The following is a 24,695-nucleotide window of genomic DNA, read 5'->3' on the forward strand; positions in this document are numbered from 1 at the left end:
TTTCATGCGCTGCGGAGGCGGCGCAGTTCGTCGGCGAGAAGCCGGAATTCCGCTTCGCGCGGCGATCCCTGGCGCCAGATCAACGCCACGTCGCGGCGGGCCTGCTCGGAATTGAGCGCATGGGCCTCGACCTGCGTGCCCTCGAGCAGGCCGGCATCGACCGCCATTTCCGGGACGAGCGTCACGCCGAGCCGGTTGTCGACCATCTGGACGAGCGTATGGAGCGAGGTTCCGAGCATCATCGCCGACGAGCGGAGGTCGGGCCGGTTGCAGGCGGCGAGCGCATGGTCCTTGAGGCAATGCCCGTCCTCGAGGAGCAGCATACGGCTTGCGCTGATGTCCTCGGGCCGCACTGCGCCATTGCCAACTTCTCCGGCTGCGGCGGCGACCAGCAACTTGTCCTCGAACAGAAGGTCGTGGGCGATGTCGCCGCATTCGAACGGCATGGCGAGGAGGACGCAGTCGACCACGCCGCGATGAAGGCTGTCGCAGGCCGCGCCGCTCGGCTCCTCGCGCAGGAAGAGCTTGAGTTGCGGATGGGCCGCGCGAAGCCGGGGGAGGAGCGGCGGAAGAAGGAAGGGGGCAATGGTCGGAATGACCGCCATCCGCAATTCACCGGTCAAGGGCTCGCGCTCCGCCTGCGCCATGTCGGCCAATTCCTCGGCCGCGCGCAGCACCAGCCGCGCCTTGCTCACGATCCGCATGCCGAGCGGCGTGAAGCGCGTGACGCGGCGCGATCGCTCGACCAGCGTCGATCCCAGCAACGTCTCCAGCTCGCGCAGCGAGGCGGACAAAGTCGACTGGGTGATGAAGCAGCTTTCGGCGGCGCGGCCGAAATGGCCGTGGTCGTGGAGCGCAACCAGATATTGCAATTGCCGGAGGGTCGGGAGGTAGGCTGTCATTAATTTCGCCACTGAAGGTGACCGCACTAAGTTGTTGGACCGCATAATGCAAAAGGTTCAGATGGAAGGGCAACGGATTGTATCTGTTCCCCTGCAGAGCGATCCGGGCCGCCGCCCATCTGTCGATCTATCCCCTTGGACCGGCACCTCGCGGCGGCGGCCACCCTTGACCCTTACTGTTTTATGCCGATAACACACCGTCGTCTTTGAGGAGGATGGTGAATGTTGAAGCCTATGGCCGCGCTGGTCGCGCTTGCCACGAGCGCAAGCGCCCTCGCTGCGCCGACGCCCCTCCAGCAGCGCGCCACCGCGCTCCTCGTCGCAGAAGTGCCGGCCGACGGATCCGGGGTCAGCGCCGTCATCTCCCGGGACGGCAAGATCGCCTGGAACGGCGCGGTCGGCCGGGCATCATTGAGTGATTCGCGGCCGCTCAAGCCCGACGACGTCTTCCGCTATGCCTCGATCACCAAGCAGTTCACCGCGGCGCTGGTGCTGAAGCTGGTCGACGAGGGAAAGCTCTCGCTCGACGACAATCTCGGCAAGCTGCTGCCGACCGCCACGCCCACCGCCTGGCATGACGTGACGCTCCGGCAATTGCTCAACCATACGTCGGGCATTCCGAGCTACACCGCCAAGCCCTTCTTCATGATCGAGGCGCGGACCAGCCAGCCGATCACCACCCAGCAGCTGATCGACGCGACCCGCGACCAGCCCCTCGATTTCGCACCCGGTACCCGCTTCCGCTACAACAATAGCGGTTACGTGCTGCTTTCCGCCGTAGTCGAACAGGTCACCGGCAAGCCCTGGTACGCTGCGCTTCGCGACAAGATCACCGGACCCCTTGGGCTCAAGTCCATCCGCTGCGGGTGCGAGCCGGGCGCCACGACGGTCGACGGCTTCAACGGCCCCGGCAAGGCGGCGCAGAAGATCGACATGAGCTTTCCGAGCGGGGCCGGGGCGCTGGTGGGGACGGCCGCCGACCTCGCCCGGTGGGCGGCGGCGCTCCATGGCGGCAAGGTCCTCTCACCCGCAAGCTATACGGCGATGACCACGCCGATGCTGCCGGCTGGCGCGACCGAGCGCTACGGCTTCGGTCTGTCGCTGGGCGAGGTTCGCGGGCAGGGGACGATCGGCCACAATGGCGGGATCTTCGGCTTCTCGACCGAGAGCATTTACGTGCCCTCGCGCAAGCTGTTCGTCGCCGTGCTCGGCAACAGCGACAGCGGCCCCGTGGATAGCGGCATTCTCGCTCGGCGCCTGGTCGCCGAAGCGCTCGGACAACCGCTTCCGCGCCTTGTCGCGCAGCCGGTCGCGCTCGAAGCCGTCACGCCGTGGCTCGGCATCTATCGCGACGACAAGGGCGAGCGGCGCTTCTTCGCCCGCGAGGGCAAGCTCTACACGCAGCGTTCCGACGGCCCGGCCAACGCAGTGCTGTCAGCGGGGAATGGGCGCTTCTTCTACGGTCCGCGCTCGCTCAGCTATTTCGACATCGCAAAGGGACCCGACGGCAAGCCGCAGATGCTCTTCTACGGCAACGGGGCGATCGAGCCGCAGGTCGGAACCTGGGCGGGGCCGCCTCCAACAGAAGAGGTAAATCCGAGCTGAGCGCGAGCGCCCGCGTCAGTCGCGCAAGGGGCTTCCGGCAAGGCCCTCGATCTGCGCGATGGCGACGTCGCGGATGACTTCACGGTCGAGCCCGCAGGCCCGCGCGATCTCGACCCCGGCGAGACTGTCGCCGATCGCGAGCAGGGTAAGGCTCATCGTCATCCGGTCGACTGGGCGCGGATCGCCCGCGGCGCGCATCGTGCGGATGATCCGCTCGATCGTCGCCACCACCGGCTCGAGCGCCTCGCGCTGCCGCGTGAGCGCAATCCAGCCGATGAGTTCGCCCGCGCCGTCACGGCGGAAGGCATCGAACATAGCGTCGATGACGTCGCGCTCGCTCGCCTCGCCTCGGCGGCGCTGCTCGATCGCGCTCTCGATCGAGCTCGACACCGTCCGCGCAATATCCTCGGCGAGCGCGCGCTGGAGCCCCGCGGCCGAGCCGAAATGATGGAGCAGATTGGCGTGCGTCCGCCCGACTCGCGCGGCGACGGCCTGGAGCGTGACCGCAGCCGCGCCCTCGCTCTTGAGGAGGTCACGCGCAGCCGAAAGGGCGGCAGCGCGGCTTTCCTCGGGCGACACACGCTTGCGTGCCAGTGTTCTTATTGACATTCTTGTAAGCAATCATCAGATGTTCGTCCTATCGGATTGGAGGACCAGCATGAGTGTGGCAAGTCTCGAGCGCAGTCAGGTGACGCCCGACGACCTCACCATCACCCCGCGCGACCGCCGTTTCGGGCGTGACGAACAGACCCCGCGCTGGTGGCTGAACAACTCGCCTTACGAGACCGCGCTCTACAATGCGCTCTCGGCGACCTTCCCCAAGGGCGAGGCCTATTTTATCGAGAGCATTCGCGCCTTCCGCGATTGCGCCGATGAAAAGCTCGCCGGCGAGATCCGTGCCTTCACCACGCAGGAAGTCATTCACAGCCGCGAGCATCTCGCCTTCAACCGCCGCGCGGTCGACGCGGGCTACGATCTCGCGCCGCTCGAGAAGACCGTTCAAGAGAGCCTCGACCTCCTCAAGGGCCGTCCGCCGATCCTCGATCTCGCGGCGACCATGGCGCTCGAGCATTTCACCGCGATCATTGCTCATGAGCTGCTCGCCAACCCGCGCCACCTCGCCAACGCCGATCAGGCGACCGCCGACCTGTGGCGCTGGCATGCCGTCGAGGAGATCGAGCACAAGGGCGTCGCCTATGACACCTGGCTGGCCGCCACCAAGGACTGGAGCCGCTGGAAGCGGTGGAAGGTGAAGTCGCTGCTGATGGTCCTCGTCACCCGCAACTTCGTCCATCACCGGACGCAAGGCGTGCTCGAACTGCTTCGCCAGGATGGCATCACGGGCGTCCGCGCTTGGGCCGGCGCCCTGTGGGCGATGTGGGGCCGTCCGGGGATCTTCCGCAAGGTCGCGTCGGCCTGGGTCGGCTACTTCCTGCCCGGCTTCCACCCGTGGAAGCATGACGATCGCGCGCTCATCCGCGGCTGGGATTCGACCTACGACTATCGCCAGGAGCCGCCGGCGCGGCGCGTGCGCCGGGCGGCCTAGGCCGCCAGCGCCGCTTCTCCGCAGTCAAGGTCGAGCGCGAACAGCTTGGCCGGCTGTTCGCTCTGCCGCGCGCAACTGTGGCGCGGGGCCGTCCGGCCGACGGGCAGGAAGCCGAGCTTCTCGAGCACCCGTCCGCTCGCCGGATTGTCGATGAAGTGCGCGGCCTCGAGCCGGCACAGCCCGATCGTCCGGGCGATCTCCACCAGCTGGCGTCCGGCCTCCGTCGCATAGCCTTGGCCCCAGTGGGCGCGGGCGATCCAGTAGCCGATCTCGACCGCGCCCCCCGGCTTGCGGGCGAAGCCGGCGGCGCCGATCAGCTCGGGCGCGCCGTCGGTGCGGCGGAGGAGGAGGAAGCTCGGCAGAACCGGGTCCTTGGGCTTCTCCAGGAACTCGAGCGCTTCCTTGAGGCCGTAGGGCCAGGGCGCAGTGGCCAGATTGCGGACGATCGCCTCGTCGGCGATGGCGCGGGCGAGGGCCGGGGCGTCTTCCGCCCAGCCTGGCCTCAGCAATAATCTTTCGGTGCGGGCGAACATCGTCGGACCTTCCTTCCCCTGCCGGCCCGCTAGCGGAGCCAGATGACAAATCCGGGAGAAGAAAAAGAAAGGGAGAAGAGGGGGCTGCCCTCTTCTCCCTTTCAGGTCTTCGGATGAAGTCCTGGTTCGGGCTGCCCCCACCTGGGGCGGCCCGTCAGCGACCAACCCCTATTCGGCTGCGTCCGCCATCGGCGCCATGTTAAGCGCCTCGACGTGGACGTACTTGCGGCCTTGGCGGCCGTCACGAAACGCAACTTTGCCGTCGGTGAGCGCGAACAGTGTGTGATCCTTGCCGAGGCCCACGTTCGAGCCCGGGTACCAGCGCGTGCCGCGCTGACGCACGATGATGTTGCCGGCGACGACAGCTTCGCCACCGAACTTCTTCACGCCAAGGCGCTTGCTCTCGGAATCACGGCCGTTACGCGACGAGCCGCCTGCCTTCTTATGTGCCATCGTTCTTAAGCCTTCGGAGTCTTCTTGGCCTTGCCCTTAGCAGGCGCAGCATCCTGAGTCGAGTTGGTCACGTCCTGCGTGGCCTCGGTACCGGCGTCGGCGGGGACCACGCCCTCGCTCGAAGCGACCTTGGTCTCGTCGATCTCGCCCGGGGCCGGAGCGGCCTTGGCCTTCTTCGGCGCCTTCTTGGCGTCGCCGTCGGCAGCCTTCTGCTGCTTCTCGCCGCCGATCGACACGATCTTGAGGATCGTGTGCTGCTGGCGATGACCCGCCTTGCGGCGATAGTTGTGGCGGCGACGCTTCTTGAAGACGACCACCTTGTCGCCCTTGGCCTGGGCGACGATCTCGGCGGCGACGGTCAGACCGTCGGTGCCCTTCAGGTCCGAGCCGTCACCGGCGAGCAGGACGTCGGAGATGGTGATGCTGTCACCGGCATTGCCGTCCAGCTTCTCGACGACGATCTTGTCTCCCGGTGACACGCGATACTGCTTGCCGCCGGTGCGCACGATAGCGAACATGGGCCTCTTCTCTTTTCTATGCTTCAACGCATTGATTGCTTGACCCATGCGGCAGCGTGGCGCCGGTCCGCGCGGGAAGGTGTGCCCACTAGGCAGAGAAGTCGCCGCCGTCAACCGACCGGATAGGCCGTCGAGCTCTTGCAGCGCTCCATCGCGAATTTCGACGTCACGTTCTTGAGCGGTCCGGCGGCGATCAACTCCTTATAGAAATTGTCGAAATGGGTCATGTCGCGGACTGCGACGCGGAGCCAGTAATCGGTTTCGCCCGCCATCCGCACCACTTCGAGCACCTCGGGAAGCCGCGAGACCCCGGCGAGGAAGCGCTCCTGCCACTCGCTGCTGTGGTCGCGGGCCTCGACCTCGATGAACACGATGAGGTCGAGTCCCAGTGCCTTGGGGTCGACCACCGCGACGGTCCGCTCGATCACCCCGGCCTGCCGCAGCTTCTGGATTCGCCGCCAGCAGGGGGTGGGCGAAAGGCCGACCCGGGCACCGATGTCGGCCACGGGCAGGGTCGCGTCCTCCTGGAGGATGGCGAGAATCCTGCGGTCGGTCTGATCCATTTTCATATCGCCTCGATTTTGAGCAAGAACTTGCAGAAGTGCAAGGCGCGCTGCACGCCGCTTGTTATTCCTTCCACCCCCTTGCGAGGCTGCTCGAGAAAGCGCAATTTCCGGGTGTTCCGAGCGGAAGACGTCTTGATCAGAGCACGCAAGATTATTCCAATTTCGGGATGGCCGGCATCTATCGCGCTCATCTGCGCCCGGATGCCGGCCCCCTTCTCGACCCTTGAGAAACTCGCCCCGGTGGATCCCTCCCACCGGGGCCTTTTCTCGTGTCCGCGGCCCGCTGTGGCCCGGTCAGCACAACGGGCGGGAAAAGCAGGGCAGGGGCCGGCTGCTCGTCGAAATTCATGCTGGTCCCGATGCCCGGGCGTGACAGCTTCGTCTGCTTCAGGGCCGGCTGGCCCGACGATGGGGGTAAAGTGATGACCAGATCGATGACTGCGTTGCTTGTCGGTGCCAGCACTCTTGCGGTCCTCGCCGCGACTCCGGCCAGCGCCCAGCAGAATCAGGCCGCCATCCAGGAAGCCACCGTCGGCGAGGCGGCGGCGCAGGGCGACACGCCCGACCAGTCGACCGTGGTGGTCACCGGCACCCGCCGCAACGACCGGACCGTGGCCGATTCGCCCGTCCCGGTCGACGTGCTGTCGGCCGAGAGCCTCGGCAATACCGGCTTTACCGAGGTCAACCGCGCGCTGACCCAGGAAGTGCCGAGCTTCAACTTTCCGCAGCCTTCGATCACCGACGGCACCGACGTCATCCGCCCGGCGACGCTCCGCGGCCTCGGCCCCGACCAGACGCTGGTCCTGATCAACGGCAAGCGCCGCCACAGCGCCGCGCTGCTCAACATCAACGGGTCGGTCGGACGCGGCACCAGCGCGGTCGACATCAACATGATCCCGACCATCGCGCTAAGCCGGGTCGAAGTGCTGCGCGATGGCGCGGCCGCCCAATATGGCTCGGACGCGATCGCCGGCGTGATCAACTTCCAGCTCCGCAGCGCCCGCAGCGGCGGCAAGGCGAGCGTCACCTTCGGCCGCTACGTCACCGACGTCGACGGCGTCGAGACATACACCGGCGTCCAGACCAATCCCGACGGCTCGCCCGTGCTGACCCCCGACGGGGTGCTGACGCTCAATTACACCGGCGACGACCGCAAGCGCCGGGATGGCCGCACCATCACCCTGGCTGCGGTGGTCGGCGTGCCGCTCGGGAGCGAGGGCCAGCTCAACGTCGCGGGCGAGTTCCAGGATCGCAACAGCACCAACCGGACCGGCGCCGACCAGCGCCGCCAGTATCCGCTGGTCGGCACGGCGCTCGATCCGCGTGAACTGACCTTCAACCGCTTCAGCCATCGCTACGGCGATGCCGCGACCGAGGATTACAAGCTGTGGCTGAACGGCGACCTGCCGATCGGCGCGGCCGAACTCTACTGGTTCGGCAATGCCAACCAGCGCAACGGAGAGAGCGCGGGCTTCTATCGCCAGCCGCTCAACAGCAACAACATTCCAAGCATCTATCCCGACGGCTTCCTGCCGCTGATCAACACCAAGACCAAGGACCTCGCCGGAACGGTCGGCGTGCGCGGCGATCTCAGCGGCTGGCGCTGGGACGTGTCGGTCCAGCAGGGACGCAACAAGACCGACTTCAAGATCACCAATACGCTCAACCGCTCGCTCGGGCCGACCTCGCCGACCGAATTCGACAGCGGCGGCCTTCGCTACCGCCAGACGCTCGCCAACCTCGACGTGACCCGCGACCTCGCGCTCGGCTTCGCGGCGAAGACCAGCCTGTCGGTCGGTGCGGAATATCGCCGGGAACGGTTCGACATCCGCCCGGGCGAATTCAACAGCTATGGCAATGGCACGTTCGGGGGCTCGCCGGGCGCGCAGGTCTTCCCGGGCTTCCAGCCGACCATTGCCGGCCAGCGGGTCGACCAGCCGCATAGCCGCAACAACAAGTCGCTCTACGCCGAGATCGACAGCGACATCACCGACAAGATCAACATCCAGGGTGCGCTTCGCTACGAGGATTACTCGGACTTCGGCTCCGACCTCAACTGGAAGGTCGCCGGGCGGATCGAGCCGGTCGACGGGATCGCCCTGCGCGCCTCGGCCTCGACCGGCTTCCGCGCGCCCTCGCTGCAGCAGCAATTCTTCGCCGCGGCCTCGACCCAGAACGTCAGCGGCGTCCTGCTCGACACGGTCACCTTGCCGGTCAGCAATCCGGCGGCGCAGGCGCTTGGTGCGCGCGAACTGAAGGCCGAGCAGAGCCAGAGCTATTCGGCGGGCCTCGTCTTCAGCGCGGTGCCGCGTCTCAACGTCACGCTCGACGTCTACCAAGTGAAGATCGACGACCGCATCGTGGTCACCGAGAATCTCGGCGCGTTCGGCACGGCGGCGCAGAATACCGCGGTCCGCAACGTGCTGATCGCGGCCGGCTTCCCGACCGTCACCGCGGCCCGCTTCTTCATCAACGGAGTCGATACCCGCACGCGCGGCCTCGACTTCGTCGCGACCTACCGGGTGCCCGACATGATGGGGGGCCGGCTCAATCTCACCGGCGGCTTCAACTACAACAAGACCAAGATCACGCGGAACGCCCCGCAGCCGGGCGCGCTGGCGTCGATCCCGGGCCTGGTCCTCTTCGGCCGCCAGGAATCGCTCCGGCTCGAGCAGGGGCAGCCGCGGACCAAGATCAATGCCTCGGCCGACTTCGAGCGGCAGTGGTTCGGGCTGACGCTCCGTGCGACGCGCTACGGCAAGGTCCTTGCCGCGGGCGCCGACGAGTTCAACGACGTCAACCTGGCCGCCAAGACGATCACCGACCTCGAGTTCCGGGTGAAGCCGGTCGGCGACCAGCTGACGCTCGCGCTTGGCGGAAACAACATCTTCGATGTCTACCCGACGAAGCTGGCGACCGGGCGCGGGATCGATCCGGCGACCGGACTGCCGCGCAACTATTCGGCGAACAACTATTTCCTGCCGTTCAGCAGCTTCTCGCCATTCGGCTTCAACGGGCGCTATCTCTACGCCCGCGCGAGCCTCAACTTCTAGGAGAGGTGGGCTGCCCCGGTCGGTTCGACCGGGGCGGGAGCCTCAGTGGCGATGCTCGGGCCGGAGCTTGTAGCGGCCAGGCTCGAACGCCTCGAACAGATTCTCGATCGCCGGATGGTCGACCGGCTCGTCCTCGTCGTCGGGGATGAGGTTCTGCTGCGACACGTAGGCGACGTAACTGCCTTCGCCATTCTCGGCGAGCAGGTGATAGAAAGGCTGATCCTTCGACGGGCGGATGTCGGCCGGGATGGCCTGATACCATTCCTCGCTGTTCGCGAAGACGGGGTCGACGTCGAACACCACGCCGCGGAAATCGAGCAGGCGGTGACGGACGACTTCGCCGATGCCGAAGCGCGCCAGAGCAATCGGCGGGGCCGGGATCTGGTCCATTTTTGAAGAACGCGTGACAGGCTGCATCGGTGCAACTTAGGGCTTTGCTCCCTCGCTGCAAGAGCGTCAGAAGGGGATGGCGTCCCCCCTCCAGTCGAAGAAGCCGCCACTTTGGGCCGGGGTCAGCCGGTCCATCACCGCGCACAATTGCTCGGCAGCGCGCTCGGGCGAAAAGAGCTTCTCCGCCGCTACATTGCCCTGAAAGGGACGGCTCATGCCGGTGTCGACGGTGCCGGGATGAAGCGCGACCACCACCCCTTCCGGCCGGGTGCGTGCGATCTCGACGGCGGCGGTGCGGACTAGCTGGTTGAGCGCGGCCTTGCTCGCCCGGTAGCCGTACCAGCCACCCAGCCGGTTATCACTGATGCTCCCGACCCGCGCCGACAGCAAAGCGGCAGTCGAGCGCCCGTCCTTTCGCAGCAGGGGCACGAAATGGCGAAGCACGAGCGCCGGCCCCACGGCATTGATCCTAAAGCTCTGCAGCAGGCGCTCGGCGTCGAGCTCGCGCAGCGACCGCTCAGGCTTGAGCGCGCCGTTGTGGAGCATGCCGGTCGCCACGATCAGCCGGTCGATGGCCGCGAAGGGCAGGGCCGCGGCGGCGTGCGCGATGCTCTCCTCCTGCGTGAGGTCGAAGCCGTCGGCGCGTCGCGACAGTCGGTGAACGATTTCGCCCTGTCCCTCCAGCCGGTCGGCCAGTGCCTGCCCGATACCGCCCGAGGCGCCGATCACGACGGTATTCATGGCTGCCATGTGGCGCTCATACGATGATGCGGCCAAGCTGGCCTCAATCCCAATTGCCGCTAGGCAAGCCCGAAACACGCTGCTAGAGGCGCCCCGCGACCCCGGTCCTTCCGACCGGATGCCTCATTTCTCACTGCGGAGAGGTGGCTGAGTGGTCGAAAGCACCGCACTCGAAATGCGGCGTGCCCTCACGGGTACCGTGGGTTCGAATCCCACCCTCTCCGCCACTGACTGACGACGATCAGCGCAGCGCCGCTGCCCGCCGCGCGGCCTCGCCGATGTCGGTGAGGGTCATGCCCTTCTTCACCAGCCAGCTGCCGCCGATGCAGGTCACCGCCGGCTCCGCCAGCCAGTCGCGCGCGGTTGCCTCGGTGATTCCGCCGGTCGGGCAGAATCGGGCCGCGCCGAACGGACCGGTGAGCGAGCGCAGCGCCGGAAGACCGCCCGCCGCCTCGGCCGGAAAGAATTTGAAGCGCTCGAGCCCGAGATCCATCCCGCGCATGATGTCACCCGCCGTCGCGACACCCGGAAGATAGGCGATGCCCGATGCCTGCGCGGCGCGGGTGAGGGGCTCGGTCAGCCCGGGCGCGACGATGAACTGCGCGCCCGCTTCCTGCGCCTCGTCCAGCATGCGCTCGTTGAGCACGGTGCCGGCGCCGACGATGGCTCCCGGCACGCGCGCCATTGCCCGGACCGCGTCGAGCGCGTCGGGCGTGCGGAGCGTGACTTCGAGCACGGGGAGGCCGGCCTCGACCAGCGTCTCGGCGAGCGCGGCGGGATCATGGTCGCCGCCCAGCACCAGCACGGGAATGACCGGCGCGGCCTGCATGACGGTGTCGATCAGCATGGGTTGGACCTTGCAAAGGCCGCGGCGGCGCCGAACAGGCCCGGCTGCGGATGGGTGATGAGCTTGACCGGAAGGCCGTCCATGCGCCGCTCGAAGCGACCCTTGGCGATGAACCGATCACGAAAGCCCGAACGGGGGAGATGATCGCGAAGACGGAAGCCGAGCCCGCCGCCGATCGCGACGGCGGCGGCGCCCTGCGCCAGTGCGAGGTCGCCGGCGACCGCACCCAGAGTCAGGCAGAAGCGGTCGAGCGCGGCGGCAGCGAGGCTGTCGCTTCCCTCCATCGCCGCGGCCCACAGCGCCTTCTCGTCATGGATCGCGGCCGGCCGGCCTTCGATCGCGGCCAGCGCCTCGTAGATATTCATCAGGCCGCGCCCGGACAGGATCCGCTCGACCGACACCCGGCGGAAGCTCCGGCGCAGTTCGACGAGGATCCGGTCCTCGAGGGCGTCGAGCGGGGCGAAATCGACATGGCCTCCTTCGGTTTCGATCACCTGAGGCCCGCTCTCGCTGAGCCACAGCCCGGCGACACCGAGCCCTGTCCCCGGGCCGAGGATGGTCACCATACCGCGCTCGGGCAGCGGACCGTCAGGCCCGCACAGATGGGTGTAGGCGCTGCCGTCGAACGCCGCGACGGCATGCGCCACCGCGCCGAAGTCATTGACGACCACATAGTCGCTGACCCCGAGCTTCGACGGGATCAGCGCCGGGCGGATCACCCAGGGATTGTTGGTGAGCTTGAGCAATTCGCCGCCGACCGGACCGGCGAAGCTGATCGCCAGCGCCGGCGGCAGGCTTCCCCCGTTGCGGCGGCCGAACTCCTCCCAGGCCAGCTGGAAGCTGCCATGGTCGGCGGTCTTCAGGGTGACCGGCTCGCCAAGCTCGACCACGCGCCCCTGGTCGAGCGTCGCGAGCGCGAAGCGCGCGTGGGTGCCGCCAATGTCGGCGGCGACAATCTGCCGGGTCATGCCTGCTCGCTTTCCATCGCGAAGAGCATCGCCGAAGCGCCGCGTTCCGCATCATCGGCCGTGTGACGCATGAGGGCGAAGAGTTCGCGCCCTGTGCCCTGCGGCGGTGGAGGGGGTGCCGCCGGCTCGCGTGCGGCGAGGTCGACGCCGATTGCTTCCAGCGCGCCGGTCTCGGCACAAAGCCGAACCATGTCGCCATCATGCAGGCGGCTGAGCGGGCCGCCGCCGAGCGCCTCGGGCGAGAGGTGGATCGCGGCGGGCACCTTGCCGCTCGCGCCCGACATGCGCCCGTCGGTGACGAGCGCGACCCGGTGGCCGCGATCCTGCAGCACGCCCAGCGTCGGTACCAGCTTGTGGAGTTCGGGCATGCCGTTCGCCCGGGGTCCCTGGAAGCGGACCACCACGACCACGTCGCGGTCGAGTTCGCCCGCCTGGAAGGCCTTCAGCACGTCGCCCTGATCGGAGAAGATCCGCGCCGGCGCCTCGATGGTCCAGCGCTCCTTCTCGACCGCGCTGGTCTTGAAGGTCGCACGCCCGAGATTGCCCCGGACCAGCCGCATCCCCCCGTCGGGGAGGAAGGGCTTCTCGACGGTGCCCAGCATCGTGTCGTTGCGGATTTCGGTGACTTTGCGCCAGACGAGCGCGTCGCCCTCGAGTTCAGGATGGCTCGACCAGGCGGAGAAGTCCTCGGCGCCCGCGGTCAAAATGTCGGTATGGAGCAGCCCGGCCTGCCCGAGCTCGCGCGCGATCCAGGCGATGCCCCCGGCATAATGGAAATCGTTCACGTCGCCCGAGCCGTTGGGATAGACTCGCGCGAGCAGCGGCACCGCCGACGAGAGGTCGTCGAAATCCTCCCAGTCGATCACGATCCCCGCGGCGCGGGCGATGGCGGGGAGGTGGATCGCATGGTTGGTCGATCCGCCGGTGGCGAGCAGGCCGATGATCGCATTGACGATGGCGCGCTCGTCCACGCACTGCGCCAGCGGCCGGTCCTTCCGCGCGGCAAGGTCGGCGAGGCGATGCACCGCCGCCTGCGTGAGGCGCGGCCGGAGCGGAGTGTTGGGCTGGATAAAGGCGCTATTGGGCACATGGAGGCCCATCAGCTCCATCATCATCTGATTGCTGTTGGCGGTGCCGTAGAAGGTGCAGGTGCCAGGCGAATGATAGCTCGCCGCCTCGGACGCCAGCAGTTCGTCGCGCCCGATCTTGCCCTCGGCATAGAGCTGGCGGACCCGGACCTTCTCCTTGTTGGGTAGCCCCGACGGCATCGGCCCGCCCGGGACCAGCAGCATCGGCAGATGGCCGAAGCGAAGGGCGCCGATGAGCAGGCCGGGCACGATCTTGTCGCAGATGCCCAGCAGGGCCGCGCCGTCGAACATGCCGTGGCTCAGCGCGACCGCGGTGCTCATCGCGATGACGTCACGGCTGAACAGCGACAGGTCCATCCCGTCCTGCCCCTGCGTGACCCCGTCGCACATGGCCGGGACACCGCCGGCGACCTGCGCGGTGGCGCCGACCTCGCGGGCATAGATCTTCATCTGTTCGGGGAAGCGCGCATAGGGCTGATGCGCCGACAGCATGTCGTTATAGGCAGTGACGATCCCGAGGTTGGGCCCGGCGACGGTCCGGATCCGATCCTTGTCACCCTCGGCCGCGGCGAAGCCATGGGCGAAGTTCCCGCAGCTCATCCGGGTCCGCGAAATGCCGCGCTCGGCCTGATCGGCCATCAGCGCGAGATAGCGCTCCCGGCCCGGGCGCGACCGTTCGATGATGCGGTCGGTGACGCGTGCGACCCGCGGGTCGAGCCTAGTCATTCCAGCTTCTCCCGTCGCGCTCGATCAGCGCGATCGCGGCCGACGGGCCCCAGGTCCCGGCCGCATAAGGCCTGGGCTTCAGCCCGGCCTGCGACCAGGCGGCGCGGATACCGTCGATCCAGTGCCATTGCGCCTCGACCTCGTCGCGGCGCACGAACAAGGTGGGATCGCCTTCGACCAGATCAAGCAGCAGCCGCTCGTAGGCGATCCGCCGCCGCGTGTCGGCGAAGGCATCGGCCCGGCCGATCGCCAGCGGCACTTCGCGCAGGCGGATCCCGCCGCGATCGAGCCCGGGCTGCTTGGCCATCAGCTCGAGCGTGATGTTCTCCTCGGGCTGGATCGAGATGATCAGCCGATTGGGCGACGAGGTCGCGCCGCGGCTGGCGAACATCGAATGGGGCACGCACTTGAACTGGATCGCGATCTCTGTCTTGCGTGCCGGGCAGCGCTTGCCGGTGCGAAGGTAAAAGGGGACGCCGGCCCAGCGCCAGTTGTCGACATGCGCCTTGAGGGCGACGAAGGTCTCGGTCCCGCTCTCGCGGCCCAGATCCTCGACATAGGAGCCGACCGGACGGCCCTCGACCGCCCCTGAGCCATATTGGCCGATGACGCTGTCCTCGACCCGCATCGGGCGGAGCGAGCGCAGCACCTTGACCTTCTCATCGCGCACGGCGGTCGCGTCGAAATGCGAAGGCGGCTCCATCGCGACCAGCGCCAGCAGCTGGAGCATGTGGTTCTGGACCATGTCGCGAAGCGCGCCGGCCCCGTCATAATAGTCGCCGCGCCCTTCGAGCCCGATCGTCTCGGAGACGGTGATCTGGACATGGTCGATGTAGCTCGCGCTCCACACCGGCTCGAACAGCAGGTTGGCGAAGCGCAGCGCGAGGAGGTTCTGGACGGTCTCCTTGCCGAGATAATGATCGATCCGGAAGGTCCGCTCCTCGGGGAAAGCCGAGGCGACCGCGTCGTTGATCTCGCGACTGGAGTCGAGGTCGCTGCCGAGCGGCTTCTCGAGCGCAAGGCGGACATGCGCCCCGGCCAGCCCGACCGCGTTCAGATTGTCGATCGTCGGCTTGAACAGCGACGGAGCCGTCGAAAGGAAGATCGCGGTTTCGCCCGGCGTTCCGGCGGCTTCGGCGAGGCGCTGGTAGCCCGAGGCATCGGTCGCATCGAGCGTGACATAGGTGACCCGTTCGAGGAAGCGGTCGGCGGCGGCCTGGTCGAATGCCGGCGCCGGGACATGCGCCCTCAGCGCCTCGAGCGCCAAGGCGGCGAAGCTCGCATCGTCATGCTCCGAGCGCGCGGTGGCGACGATCCGCAACTGGGCCGGGAGCAGGCCATCGCGGACCAGGCCATAGAGCGAGGGGAGGAGCATGCGCGCGGCGAGATCGCCGGTCGCGCCGAACAGGATCAGGGTCGTGGCTTTGTCGGGCATCAGGCAGCCTTGGCTTCGGCGAGACGCGTTAGCGCCTCGGCGTGCGAGGGAAAGTTGAGCGCGCAGCCGCCGACGAACCGCTCGACCTCGGCGAGGTCGACCGGCGACGTGGGCAGCGGCGACAGTCTGTCGGGAGCCGGGAAGTTGCCGTAGCCGGCGAGCATCGCGTGCCAGGACATGGCCGAGTAATAGCCCGCGATGCCCTGCCGTTCGACCTCTTCCTCGAGGTCGGCACCGGTGAACCAGGCGGTCATGATGCCCTTGAGGCTGTCACTGATCCGGTCATGCCCGGCGGCATCGCGCCAGTAGTCCGTGTCGCGGCGCAGAGCGGTGCGATAATGGCAGACGATATAATCGCGGATGCCGTCGTAGCGGGCGGCGATCCGGGCGTTGAAGCCATCGCGGTCACCGGCCTCCCACGCATCGGTGAAGCCCTGCACGGTGGCGAGCACGATGTGCAGCGCGGTCGCTTCGAGCGGCTCGAGGAAGCCCTGGGCAAGGCCGATGGCGAGGCAGTTGCCGACCCAGCTTCGCGCGACCCGGCCGCACTTCATCCGCAGGTGGCGGACCTCGGCATCCTCGGGAAGGTCGCAATGCCGGCGAAGCTCCGCGGCGGCCGCCTCCTTGTCGAGGTAGCGGCTCGAATAGACATAGCCGTTGCCCGCCCGGCTGGTCAGCGGGATGTGCCAGATCCAGCCGGCACTCGCTGCCGTCGCGCGGGTCATCGCCTGCGGGCCGCCGGCGGGCAGGGGGGTGGGGGTTACCACCGCGCTGTCGTTGAAGAGATTGTCCGAGAAGCCGAGATGCGGTTCGCCGAGCGCGCCTTCGATGAGCGTCGCGCGAAAGCCGCTGGCGTCGAGGAAGAAGTCGGCCTCGAACCGGCGCCGGTCGTCGGCGATCAGAGCGACGATCTCGCCGCCTTCGCCCAGCTCGGTGTCGGCGATGGTGGCGGTGACATGGGCGACGCCGCGCTCGACCGCGAAGTCCCGCAGGGTCGCGCCGACGAGGTGCGCGTCGAAATGATAGCCGTAGCCCGTCTCGAACGGGAAGTTCGCCGGAGCCAGTGGCGCCCGGCCCTCGCGGGCGATCCGGGTCGCGAGGAAATAGGGGTCGGGATGGGCGGGAACGTCGGCCCCGCGGCGACGAAGCGCGCTGGCGGTGAAGAAGGTCTGCTCGGTGAACGGGTCGACCGCCGTCGCGAAGGGATGGAAATAGCGCTCGTGGCCGGTCCGGTCGGACCAGCCGACGAACTCGATCCCCGCCTTGTAGGTCGCATTGCAGCGCGGCATCCACTCGGCCTCGGCGATGCCGAGTTCGTCGAAGAAGGCCTTGAGCTGCGGGGTCGAGCCTTCGCCGACGCCGATGATCCCGATTTCCGGGCTCTCGATAAGCGTGACCTTGGACCCCTGGCCGCCCCACCTCTTCTGCAGGAGGTTGGCGGCCATCCAGCCCGCGGTGCCGCCGCCAAGGATGATGATCGAACGCGGCGGCGGTCTACGCGTCACGGCTTCCAGTCGCTCAGCAGCCAGCCGAAGATCTCGGGCAGCCGCCGTGCCCAGGCATTTTCCTCATGCTCCGCGCCCTGGTAGACGCGGCTCTGGAAGTTGCGGTCGCTCCACCCCAGCCGCCGGATCTCGGTGTCGATGACCTCCTGGTAGGGGCCGTAATATTGGTCGAGCGTCGCGGTGCCGTGGTCCATCCACAGCTTGCGGCCCGTGGGCGCGCCGAGCTGGTTGTAGAGGTAGGTGCGCCAGCTTCCCTTAACCGTGTCGCCGAGCGCGGGCGCCTGCGCGATATTCTCGGGACCAACCAGCAGCGAGTGGGTCGAGATGGCGGCCGCCTTGCCGAAGACATCGGGCCGCTCCGCCAGCGTGTAGAGGCTGATGAGGCCGCCCATGCTGCTTCCCGCGACCGCGGTGAATCGGGGCTGTGGACGGGTACGATAGTCGCGGTCGATGAGCGGCTTCAGCTCGTCGGCCATGAACTTGACGTAGCCATCGCCCTGCGGCGCGCCTGCGAAACCGGCCATGGCGGCGGCGAGGTTCTTCTCCGGCACCTTGGCCGGGAAGTAGCGCTGGAAACGCAGCTTTCCGGGATGATCGATGCCGACAATGATGAAGGGGGCGACCTTGCGCGCCTCGATCAGCGCCAGCGCCGCCTTGTCGGCCGCCCAGACCTTGTTGAAGTTGGACCGCTTGGGGAAGAAGAGGTTCTGCGCGTCCTGCATGTAGACGACCGGGTAGCGCCGGCCCTTGTCCGCGTCATAGCCGGGCGGAAGCCACAAGGTGACGTGGATCGGGCCGAACTGCGACGAGGTCACGTCGCGCTCGACCAAGCGTCCCTCGTCGACGGCGGCACTCGCCGTCACGCTGAACAACAATGCACATAAAGCCAGCAGGAAACGCATCAGCGACCGATCCTCACGAGGCGGACGGCAAATCCGCCCCCCGGCGCCATCCGTAGCTTCAGACGGTCGTTGCTGCGAAGCTCCTTTTTCTCGATCGCGATCGCCCGCGGGTTGGTGCGGAAGTCCGCGCCGTCCCCATCGCGATAGATTTCGGCGCGATAGCGGACGCCGGCATCGAGGAAGTCGAGCGGAAGGTCGAGGTCGCGGCCCTCCTCGTCGGTGAGGCCGCCGAGGAACCAGGTCGGCTTGCCCCGCTCCTTGCGCGCGAAGACCGCATATTTGCCGACGTCGCCGTCAAGCATGCGCGTGTCGTCCCAGTCGACCGCCACATCTTTGATGAACTGCAGCGGGCCCGGATTGGCCTCGTAATTCTCGGGCAGGTCCGCCGCCATCTGGATCGGCGAGTAGAGCACGACATAATAGCTCAGCTGCCGCGCGAGCGTCGACGGGATCGGCGTATTGCCACGCCCCATCAGGCTCAGCACGCCCGGGGTGAAATCCATCGGCCCGCCAAGCATCCGGGTGAAGACCAGCTCCGCGTCATAATGCGGCGGGTTCTTGGGGCTCCCCCAGGCGTTATATTCCATGCCGCGCTGACCTTCGCGGCTGACCCAGTTGGGATAGGTCCGGCGAAGCCCCGTGTCCTTGATCGGCTCGTGGGCATTGATCGCGATCCGCCGCTTGGCGGCCTCGGTCACGACCTTGAGGTGGTGGCGGCTCATCACCTGGCCTTCGTGCCACTCGAAGGTCTTGCGGCCTTCGGCATCGACGGCCTGGACGCCGCCCGCATCGGCGACATAGCCCGTCTTGATCGTGTCCATCCCGACCGAGCGGGCGAAGTCGAGGCCGGCGCCGAGCTGGCTCTCGTAATGGGCGATGTTGGCGCTGGTCTCGTGGTGCCCGATCAGGTGCACGCCCTTCTTCAGGCCGTAGGCCGAGATCGCCTTGATGTCATAATCGGGATAGGCCTCGGTGAAGCTGAAGTCGTCGCCGGTCGCGAACCAGTCGCCGTCCCAGCCCTTGTTCCAGCCTTCGACGAGAAGGCCGCTGAAGCCGTTCTTCGCGGCGAAATCGATCATCTTCTTGGCGTAGGCCGTCGTCGCGCCATGCTTCGGGCCCGACGCCCAGCTCTGGGTGTCGAGGTGCATCCCCCACCAGATGCCGACATATTTGCGCGGCCGGACCCAGCTCACGTCGCCGAGCTTGTTGGGCTCGTTGAGGTTCAGGATGACGCTGTTCGCATGATAGAGGGAGGGTGCGTCCGCGGTGATCAGGATCACCCGCCACGGCGTCTCGAACGGCGTGTCACGGACGACCTTGGCCCCGCTCGACGAGGGCGTCAGTACCGCCTTCAGCAGCCCGTCCTGGACCCGCGCAATGTTCATGCCCGAATAGTCGACCAGCGCCGCTTCGTGGATGGCGATGTGAAGCCCGCTGCGGGTCTTCATCGTGAAGGGCGTCTGCGCGATGCCGATCCCGTCGATCGGCGTATGATTGTAGAGATATTCCTCGCGGTTGCTCTCGAATGCCGGCGCCCACCAGGCCTCGCCCGGCTCGGCGATCTGGAACTGGGTCAGCTCCTCGGCGATGCGCGCGGTCCGGAGATTTGGCTGCTGCGGGAATTCGGTGCGGAAGGCGACCGCATTGTCGAACAGACGGAAGCGGAGGCGGATTGTCCGCTTGAGCTTGTCGCGCTCCTGGAAGGTCAGCGCCACTTCCTCGTGGCGGTCGCGGATCGTCCGCCACTCGCCCCACGGCTGCTCCCAGCTTTCGTCATGGCTGCGGCGGACGCTGTCCTTGAGCTCCATGTTGCGCAGCAGCTGCGGCGCGTCGGTGAGGAGGAAGCCGACATGGCTCTCGCCGATCACCGGGGTCGATCCGCGCGTCACTGCATAGCCGATCCGGCCCTCGCCATTCAGCGTCACCCGGAGCTTGAGCACGCCCGAAGGCGAGCTTGCCTCGGCGACGACCGGCGACTGGGCGGCGGCGGGAACGGCGGCAAGCAGCGCGAGCAGCGCAAGCAGGAAACGCATGACGGTCAGAGTTCCTCGATGGTGGCGGCATAGGCGCCGAGGCTGCCGTCCCCGGCCTCCCCGGTGCTGAAGAGGCGGCGGCCGCAGGATGCGAGCGCCTGTTCACCCGCGCCGAGATTGAAGCTGCAGCGAAGCCGCCGGCCCTCATGCTCGCGGTCGAACACGAGAAGGTCGCCCTCGGCCGCGACGATGTCGAGCGAGCCCCACCGCAGCGGCGGCTGGTTGTTGCGCAGCGCGATCACTCCGCGGGTGAAGTGCAGCAGGCTGTCATTGTCGCGCGTCTGGCGATCGACGCTCAATTCGGCATGATCCTGTCCGAAAGGCAGCCATGGCGCGCCGTCGCTGAAGCCATGCCCGCGCCCGTCGGACTGCCAGGGGAGGGGCGTGCGAACGCCGTCCCGGCTCAGCGTCTGTGGCCAGTTGGCGATCGCTTCCGGATCCTGCAGCAATTCGAACGGCACCTCGACCTGCGTCAGGCCCAGTTCCTCGCCCTGGAACAGGATGATCGATCCGCGAAGTGCCGCCAGCAGGAGCATCTTGGTGCGCGCGAATTGCTCGCGATGCTCGGCGGCAACCCAGCGGCTGACCGCCCGCGGCGCGTCATGATTCTCGAAGGCCCAGCTCGGCCAGCCACGGTCGTCGCCGGAAGGCCAGCGGCGCGCGGTCTCGGCGACCAGCGCCGGAGTCAGCGCATCGGCATAGAGATAGTCGAACCCGTAGGCACTGTGGAGCCGGCCGGGCGCGGTATAGTCCTGCATCTCCCGATAGGCCTGCTCGCCGCCGACCTCAGCCACCGCGAACGCACCATAAGCGTCGAGCAGGGCTCGCAGCTTCTCGAGAAAGAGCGGGATTTCGGGCTGCGACTGGTTGTTGAAATGATGCTGGAAATCGAACGGCCGGGTCTTCTTCGCCGGTACCGCGACGGGCGGATTATCGGTCAGCTTCGGATCGTGCATCATGAAGTTGATGGCGTCGAAGCGAAAGCCGTCGACCCCGCGATCCAGCCAGAATTCGACAACCTCGAGCAGCGCCTTCTGAACCTCCGGGTGATGCCCGTTGAGCTGCGGCTGCTCCTTGAGGAAATTGTGGTGGTAATATTGCTCGCGCCGCGCGTCCCAGGTCCAGCTCGGCCCGCCGAACACCGATTGCCAGTTGCTCGGCGGCGAGCCGTCGGGCTTGGGATCGGCCCAGACATACCATTCGGCCTTGGCATTGGTCCGGTTCGACCGGCTTTCGGCGAACCATATGTGCTCGTCGCTGGTGTGCGCGAAGACGAGGTCGATCAGTACCTTGAGGCCGAGCGCGCGGGCACGAGTGACGAGCGCGTCAAAATCCGCGAGCGACCCGAACAGGGGATCGACCGAGCGATAGTCGGCGACGTCATAGCCGAAGTCGCGCATGGGCGAGGTGAAGAAGGGCGAGATCCACACCGCGTCCGCGCCGAGCGCGGCGACATGGTCGAGTTTCTCGGTGATGCCGGGGAGGTCGCCGATCCCGTCGCCGTTGGAATCGCGAAAGCTGCGTGGATAGATCTGGTAGATGGTCGCGCCGCGCCACCAGGGCTGGCCCGCCGCCACGTCGGTCATGGTGAGGGCCTCAGCGTGCGGCACGGCACACCGCGTATCCGAAGGCGGGCAGGGTGACCTTGATGGTCCCTGGCGCCGCGGGGACCGAAGGGCAGCTGCCCGCAAGCGTGACGAGCGCGCGGACGTCGGCCGGGACTGCGATGTTGCGGGTGATCTCGGCGTTCGACGTATTCACTGCCACGACCACCTGATCGTCCGCAGCAGTGCGCGAAAAGGCGAGCAGTCCCGGCTTGTCCTCGGTCGCGAGGATCCGCGTCGCGCCGTGGCGAAGCGCCGCGCTTCCCCGCCGCACCGCGCTCAGCGAGGCGACCAGCCGGTAGAGCGGATGATCGGTTGCATAATTGTCGACCGCCGTGGTCCGCTCGGTCCCGAGCAGGTCATTGTCGTTGTAGGTCGCCACCTTGGAGGCGAAGAGCGTCTCGCGCGCATCCTGGTCGCCGCCGTCGCCGACGAAGCCCTGCTCGTCGCCGTAATAGACGGTCGGAACGCCGCGCCAAGTGAACAGCAGCACGTTGCCGAGCATGGTGCGCTTCAGCAGTTCGTCCGCCGACGCCGCCGGCACCTCGCGCTTCAGCCAGCCGGCGAAGCGGCCCGCGTCATGATTGCCGAGGAAGGTCGGAAGCTGCTTCGCCGTCGCCTCGCCTTCGGCGTAGAGCACGTCCTGCATCTGCATGCCGCGGAAGACCTCGGTCGGCTGCTTGCCCGACACGATCCGGACCGTGGTCGCGAAGAAGGCGAAGTCGAGCACCGCAGGCAGTTTGTCGCGCCGCGTATATTGCGCGAGCCGGCCGGGCTCGCCGCTGTCGTCGAACACTTCGCCGAAGATGTGGAAATTGGGAATGCCGCGGGCGGCCGCGCGGGCCTTCATCGCCGGCGCGAACTGCGCCCAGAATTCGGGGTTCACGTGCCGCGCCGTGTCGATGCGGAAACCATCGATCCCGAACCGGTCGATCCAGCTTCCGTAGACGTCAATGAAACCCGCGACGACCTTGGGATTTTCGGTCATCAGATCGTCGAGCCCGACAAAGTCGCCCATCGTCGAGCTCTCGCCCGTGAACGTGCTGTCGCCGCGGTTGTGGTAGAGCAGGGGGTCGTTGAGCCAGGCCGGCACCTTGACCTTCTGCTCGGCCTTGGGCGTGCTCAGCGTATACGCATAATTGGGGTCGGTCAGCCGCGCGAAATTCTCCGCCGTCTGGACCTGCTCGCCGGCAAAGCCGCCATTGATCGCCGCCCCGCCCGGGCCACCGCGCCGCTGGTAGGGATAGTCGGCGATCGAGCGATAGGGGCAGGCGTTGGCCTTCTCGCACTCGGCGAACTTGATCACGTCGGCGGTGTGGTTGGTGATGATGTCCATGTAGACCTTCATCCCGCGCGCATGCGCCGCGTCGACGAAGGCCTTGAACTCGGCGTTGGTGCCGAAATGCGGATCGACCGAGGTGAAGTCGGTCACCCAATAGCCGTGATAGCCCGCGCTCTCCTGGCCTGCGGGACCCTGCACCGGCTTATTCTTGAAGATGGGCGCGAACCAGATGGCGGTGACGCCAAGCCCCTCGAGATAGTCGAGCCGCGCGGTCAGCCCCTTGAGGTCGCCGCCTTGGTAAAAGCCCTTTGCCACCGGGTCGAAGCCCGTCTTCAGCCGGTCACCCTTGAGCCCGCCGCGATCGTTGCGCGGATCGCCATTGGCGAAGCGGTCGGGGAGGAGGAAGTAGATTACCTCGTCTTCGGGCAGCCGGCTGCGGAAGTCGGCCGGCGCGGCGGGCTGCAGCGCGGCGGCTGCGAGAAGGGTCAACAATGTCATGCGGCAACCTCCGCGGGCGAGCCGCACAAAGTAGACAGATAGGTCGCGTGATCGGGCATCCGCGACACCTTGGCTGAGACGAGTTCGCGGATGCTTGCAAGATAGCGATCGACATTCGCGTCGCCCGGCGCATCGGCCAGCGGATGATAGGATCGCGGCAGGATTCCCTGACCGACCATCACCTGGAGCCAGCCGAGCTCGGTGAACAGTTCCTCGTTGAAGCGGAAGATCCGCCCCGCGCTTCGGAAGGTCTCGATCTTCTCGACCAAGGTGTCGGGCAGCGCCATCTCGCGGCAATGCGCCCACAGCGCGCCGTCGCGATCGTTCGCGTGATAGTGAAGGATGATGAAGTCGCGGATCCGCTCGAATTCGAACCCGAGCTTGGCATTGTAGCTTGCCACATCCGCCGGATCGATCGCGCCGTTGGGCAGCAGGTCGACGAGATGCTTGATGCCTGACTGGACGAGGTGGATCGACGTCGATTCCAGCGGCTCTAGGAACCCGCTCGACAGGCCGAGCGCGACCACGTTGCCCTTCCAGAATTCACGCCGCCGACCGGTCGTGAAGCGCAGCGGCCGCGGGTCCGCCAGCGGCTTGCCGTCGAGATTCGCGAGCAGGATGTCCGCGGCCTCGTCGTCCGAGATGAAATCGCTGCAATAGACGTGGCCGTTGCCGATGCGATGCTGCAGCGGGATGCGCCATTGCCAGCCCGCCTTGCGTGCGGTCGACCGCGTATAGGGGGTCAGCGGGGTCACGCTCTCGCACGGCACCGCCAGCGCGCGGTTCATCGGCAGCCACTGCGACCAGTCGATGTAGTCGACGCCCATGGTCTTGCCGAGCAGCAGCGAAACGAAGCCCGAGCAGTCGATGAAGAGATCGCCCGCGATCCGCCGGCCATCCTCCATCACGATCGCGGCGACATTGCCGTTCTCGCCGTCACGCTCGACCTCGACGATGCGGCCCTCGTGCCGGACGACGCCGAAGCCTTCCGCTTTCTCGCGCAGGAAGGCGGCATAAAGGCCGGCGTCAAAATGATAGGCGTAGGTGGCGGAGCCCAGCGGCGTCCCCGGAAGCGCGTCCTCGCGCATGAAGCGATTGGCCCAGGCGGCGGTGCCCGACTGGCTATAGTCTTCGAGCCGTCCGGCCGTGCCGCGGGCGCGGGCCTGGAGCCAATAATGATGGAAGGGGATGAGGCCGAGGTCGCGGCCGACCTGGCCGAAGGCGTGGATGTAGCGGGCGTCCTCGCCGCCATCCCAGCCGACGAACTCGATCCCGAGCTTGAAGCTGCCCTTGGTGCGGCGGACGAACTCGGCTTCGTCGAGCCCGACCACGCCATTGAACAACTGGATCTGGGGAATGGTGGCTTCGCCGACCCCAACGGTGCCGATCGCATCGGATTCGACCAGTTCGATCGGCCACATGTCGCCGACGATCCGCCCGAGTGCGGCTGCGGCCATCCACCCGGCCGACCCGCCTCCGACAATCACAACCTTCATGCCC

General features: G+C 67.2%; 20 protein-coding genes, 1 tRNA gene and 1 pseudogene. 4 read left to right on the forward strand and 18 right to left on the reverse strand.

What is annotated here, in order from left to right:
- Positions 1-2 precede the first annotated feature (2 nt).
- Positions 3-902, reverse strand: a complete 900-nt coding sequence (locus AC4GYU_RS06340) for a hydrogen peroxide-inducible genes activator (protein ID WP_491086048.1) — start codon at positions 900-902, stop codon at positions 3-5.
- A gap of 222 nt (positions 903-1,124) precedes the next feature.
- On the opposite strand from AC4GYU_RS06340, the gene AC4GYU_RS06345 reads away from it, so the two are divergent.
- Entirely contained in the window at positions 1,125-2,507 is a 1,383-nt protein-coding gene (locus tag AC4GYU_RS06345) for a serine hydrolase domain-containing protein (RefSeq protein ID WP_491086049.1), read from the forward strand.
- Positions 2,508-2,522: 15 nt separating this feature from the next.
- Here the strand turns inward: AC4GYU_RS06345 and AC4GYU_RS06350 are convergent, their stop codons facing one another.
- On the reverse strand, positions 2,523-3,116 hold the full coding sequence (locus tag AC4GYU_RS06350; RefSeq protein WP_491086050.1) for a TetR/AcrR family transcriptional regulator: 594 nt from the start codon (positions 3,114-3,116) through the stop codon (positions 2,523-2,525).
- Between the two features lie 49 nt (positions 3,117-3,165).
- Here AC4GYU_RS06350 and AC4GYU_RS06355 point away from each other — a divergent pair, with 49 nt between their 5' ends.
- Positions 3,166-4,053 carry a metal-dependent hydrolase gene (locus tag AC4GYU_RS06355; protein ID WP_491086051.1) on the forward strand — a complete coding sequence of 296 codons (888 nt, stop codon included), beginning with the start codon at positions 3,166-3,168 and terminating at the stop codon, positions 4,051-4,053.
- Here AC4GYU_RS06355 and AC4GYU_RS06360 read toward each other — a convergent pair.
- The 4 genes and pseudogenes from AC4GYU_RS06360 to AC4GYU_RS06375 form a co-directional block, all read right to left on the reverse strand.
- Complete coding sequence (locus AC4GYU_RS06360) at positions 4,050-4,586, reverse strand: GNAT family N-acetyltransferase (protein WP_491086052.1); 537 nt, start codon at positions 4,584-4,586, stop codon at positions 4,050-4,052. The genes AC4GYU_RS06355 and AC4GYU_RS06360 overlap by 4 nt on opposite strands.
- Positions 4,587-4,754: 168 nt before the next feature.
- A complete protein-coding gene (gene rpmA / locus AC4GYU_RS06365) occupies positions 4,755-5,039 on the reverse strand; it encodes a 50S ribosomal protein L27 (protein WP_491086053.1) in 285 nt (94 codons plus the stop codon).
- Positions 5,040-5,182: 143 nt separating this feature from the next.
- Positions 5,183-5,557, reverse strand: a pseudogene (gene rplU / locus AC4GYU_RS06370) (50S ribosomal protein L21); the annotation flags it as partial.
- A gap of 110 nt (positions 5,558-5,667) precedes the next feature.
- Entirely contained in the window at positions 5,668-6,120 is a 453-nt protein-coding gene (locus tag AC4GYU_RS06375) for an Lrp/AsnC family transcriptional regulator (protein WP_491086054.1), read from the reverse strand.
- A 437-nt stretch (positions 6,121-6,557) separates the two neighbouring features.
- Between AC4GYU_RS06375 and AC4GYU_RS06380 the strand changes: the two genes are divergently transcribed.
- On the forward strand, positions 6,558-9,176 hold the full coding sequence (locus AC4GYU_RS06380; protein ID WP_491086055.1) for a TonB-dependent receptor plug domain-containing protein: 2,619 nt from the start codon (positions 6,558-6,560) through the stop codon (positions 9,174-9,176).
- A 42-nt stretch (positions 9,177-9,218) separates the two neighbouring features.
- Here the strand turns inward: AC4GYU_RS06380 and hspQ are convergent, their stop codons facing one another.
- Both hspQ and AC4GYU_RS06390 read right to left on the reverse strand, forming a co-directional pair.
- The gene (hspQ, locus tag AC4GYU_RS06385; protein ID WP_491086056.1) at positions 9,219-9,566 is read right to left on the reverse strand and encodes a heat shock protein HspQ; all 348 of its coding nucleotides are present in this window, start codon (positions 9,564-9,566) and stop codon (positions 9,219-9,221) included.
- Positions 9,567-9,632: 66 nt separating this feature from the next.
- Positions 9,633-10,316: an SDR family NAD(P)-dependent oxidoreductase gene (locus AC4GYU_RS06390; RefSeq protein WP_491086057.1), complete on the reverse strand. Its 684-nt coding sequence runs from the start codon at positions 10,314-10,316 to the stop codon at positions 9,633-9,635.
- 128 nt (positions 10,317-10,444) lie between these two features.
- On the opposite strand from AC4GYU_RS06390, the gene AC4GYU_RS06395 reads away from it, so the two are divergent.
- Positions 10,445-10,534 (forward strand) — tRNA-Ser (locus AC4GYU_RS06395).
- Positions 10,535-10,548: 14 nt separating this feature from the next.
- On the opposite strand, the gene eda is transcribed toward AC4GYU_RS06395, so the two are convergent.
- From eda to AC4GYU_RS06445, 10 genes are read right to left on the reverse strand one after another with little or no spacing between them, the layout of a single operon-like run.
- Positions 10,549-11,154 (reverse strand): bifunctional 4-hydroxy-2-oxoglutarate aldolase/2-dehydro-3-deoxy-phosphogluconate aldolase, encoded by a 606-nt coding sequence (gene eda, locus AC4GYU_RS06400; protein WP_491086058.1) that lies wholly within the window; start codon positions 11,152-11,154, stop codon positions 10,549-10,551.
- On the reverse strand, positions 11,148-12,122 hold the full coding sequence (locus tag AC4GYU_RS06405; RefSeq protein ID WP_491086059.1) for a glucokinase: 975 nt from the start codon (positions 12,120-12,122) through the stop codon (positions 11,148-11,150). The genes eda and AC4GYU_RS06405 overlap by 7 nt, the downstream gene beginning before the upstream one ends.
- Entirely contained in the window at positions 12,119-13,936 is a 1,818-nt protein-coding gene (gene edd, locus AC4GYU_RS06410; RefSeq protein WP_491086060.1) for a phosphogluconate dehydratase, read from the reverse strand. Before edd ends, AC4GYU_RS06405 begins: the two co-directional genes overlap by 4 nt.
- On the reverse strand, positions 13,929-15,371 hold the full coding sequence (gene zwf / locus AC4GYU_RS06415; protein WP_491086061.1) for a glucose-6-phosphate dehydrogenase: 1,443 nt from the start codon (positions 15,369-15,371) through the stop codon (positions 13,929-13,931). Before zwf ends, edd begins: the two co-directional genes overlap by 8 nt.
- Positions 15,371-16,876, reverse strand: a complete 1,506-nt coding sequence (locus AC4GYU_RS06420) for a tryptophan halogenase family protein (RefSeq protein ID WP_491086062.1) — start codon at positions 16,874-16,876, stop codon at positions 15,371-15,373. The genes zwf and AC4GYU_RS06420 overlap by 1 nt, the downstream gene beginning before the upstream one ends.
- A complete protein-coding gene (locus AC4GYU_RS06425; RefSeq protein WP_491086063.1) occupies positions 16,873-17,778 on the reverse strand; it encodes an alpha/beta hydrolase in 906 nt (301 codons plus the stop codon). Before AC4GYU_RS06425 ends, AC4GYU_RS06420 begins: the two co-directional genes overlap by 4 nt.
- Complete coding sequence (locus AC4GYU_RS06430; protein WP_491086064.1) at positions 17,778-19,811, reverse strand: glycoside hydrolase family 97 protein; 2,034 nt, start codon at positions 19,809-19,811, stop codon at positions 17,778-17,780. The genes AC4GYU_RS06425 and AC4GYU_RS06430 overlap by 1 nt, the downstream gene beginning before the upstream one ends.
- A gap of 5 nt (positions 19,812-19,816) precedes the next feature.
- The gene (locus AC4GYU_RS06435) at positions 19,817-21,397 is read right to left on the reverse strand and encodes an alpha-amylase family glycosyl hydrolase (protein ID WP_491086065.1); all 1,581 of its coding nucleotides are present in this window, start codon (positions 21,395-21,397) and stop codon (positions 19,817-19,819) included.
- 10 nt (positions 21,398-21,407) lie between these two features.
- Positions 21,408-23,195 (reverse strand): alpha-amylase family glycosyl hydrolase, encoded by a 1,788-nt coding sequence (locus AC4GYU_RS06440; RefSeq protein ID WP_491086066.1) that lies wholly within the window; start codon positions 23,193-23,195, stop codon positions 21,408-21,410.
- Positions 23,192-24,691, reverse strand: a complete 1,500-nt coding sequence (locus tag AC4GYU_RS06445; protein ID WP_491086067.1) for a tryptophan halogenase family protein — start codon at positions 24,689-24,691, stop codon at positions 23,192-23,194. The genes AC4GYU_RS06440 and AC4GYU_RS06445 overlap by 4 nt, the downstream gene beginning before the upstream one ends.
- Between the last annotated feature and the right edge of the window lie 4 nt (positions 24,692-24,695).

It is taken from the genome of Sphingomonas sp. SP2 (assembly GCF_058313385.1).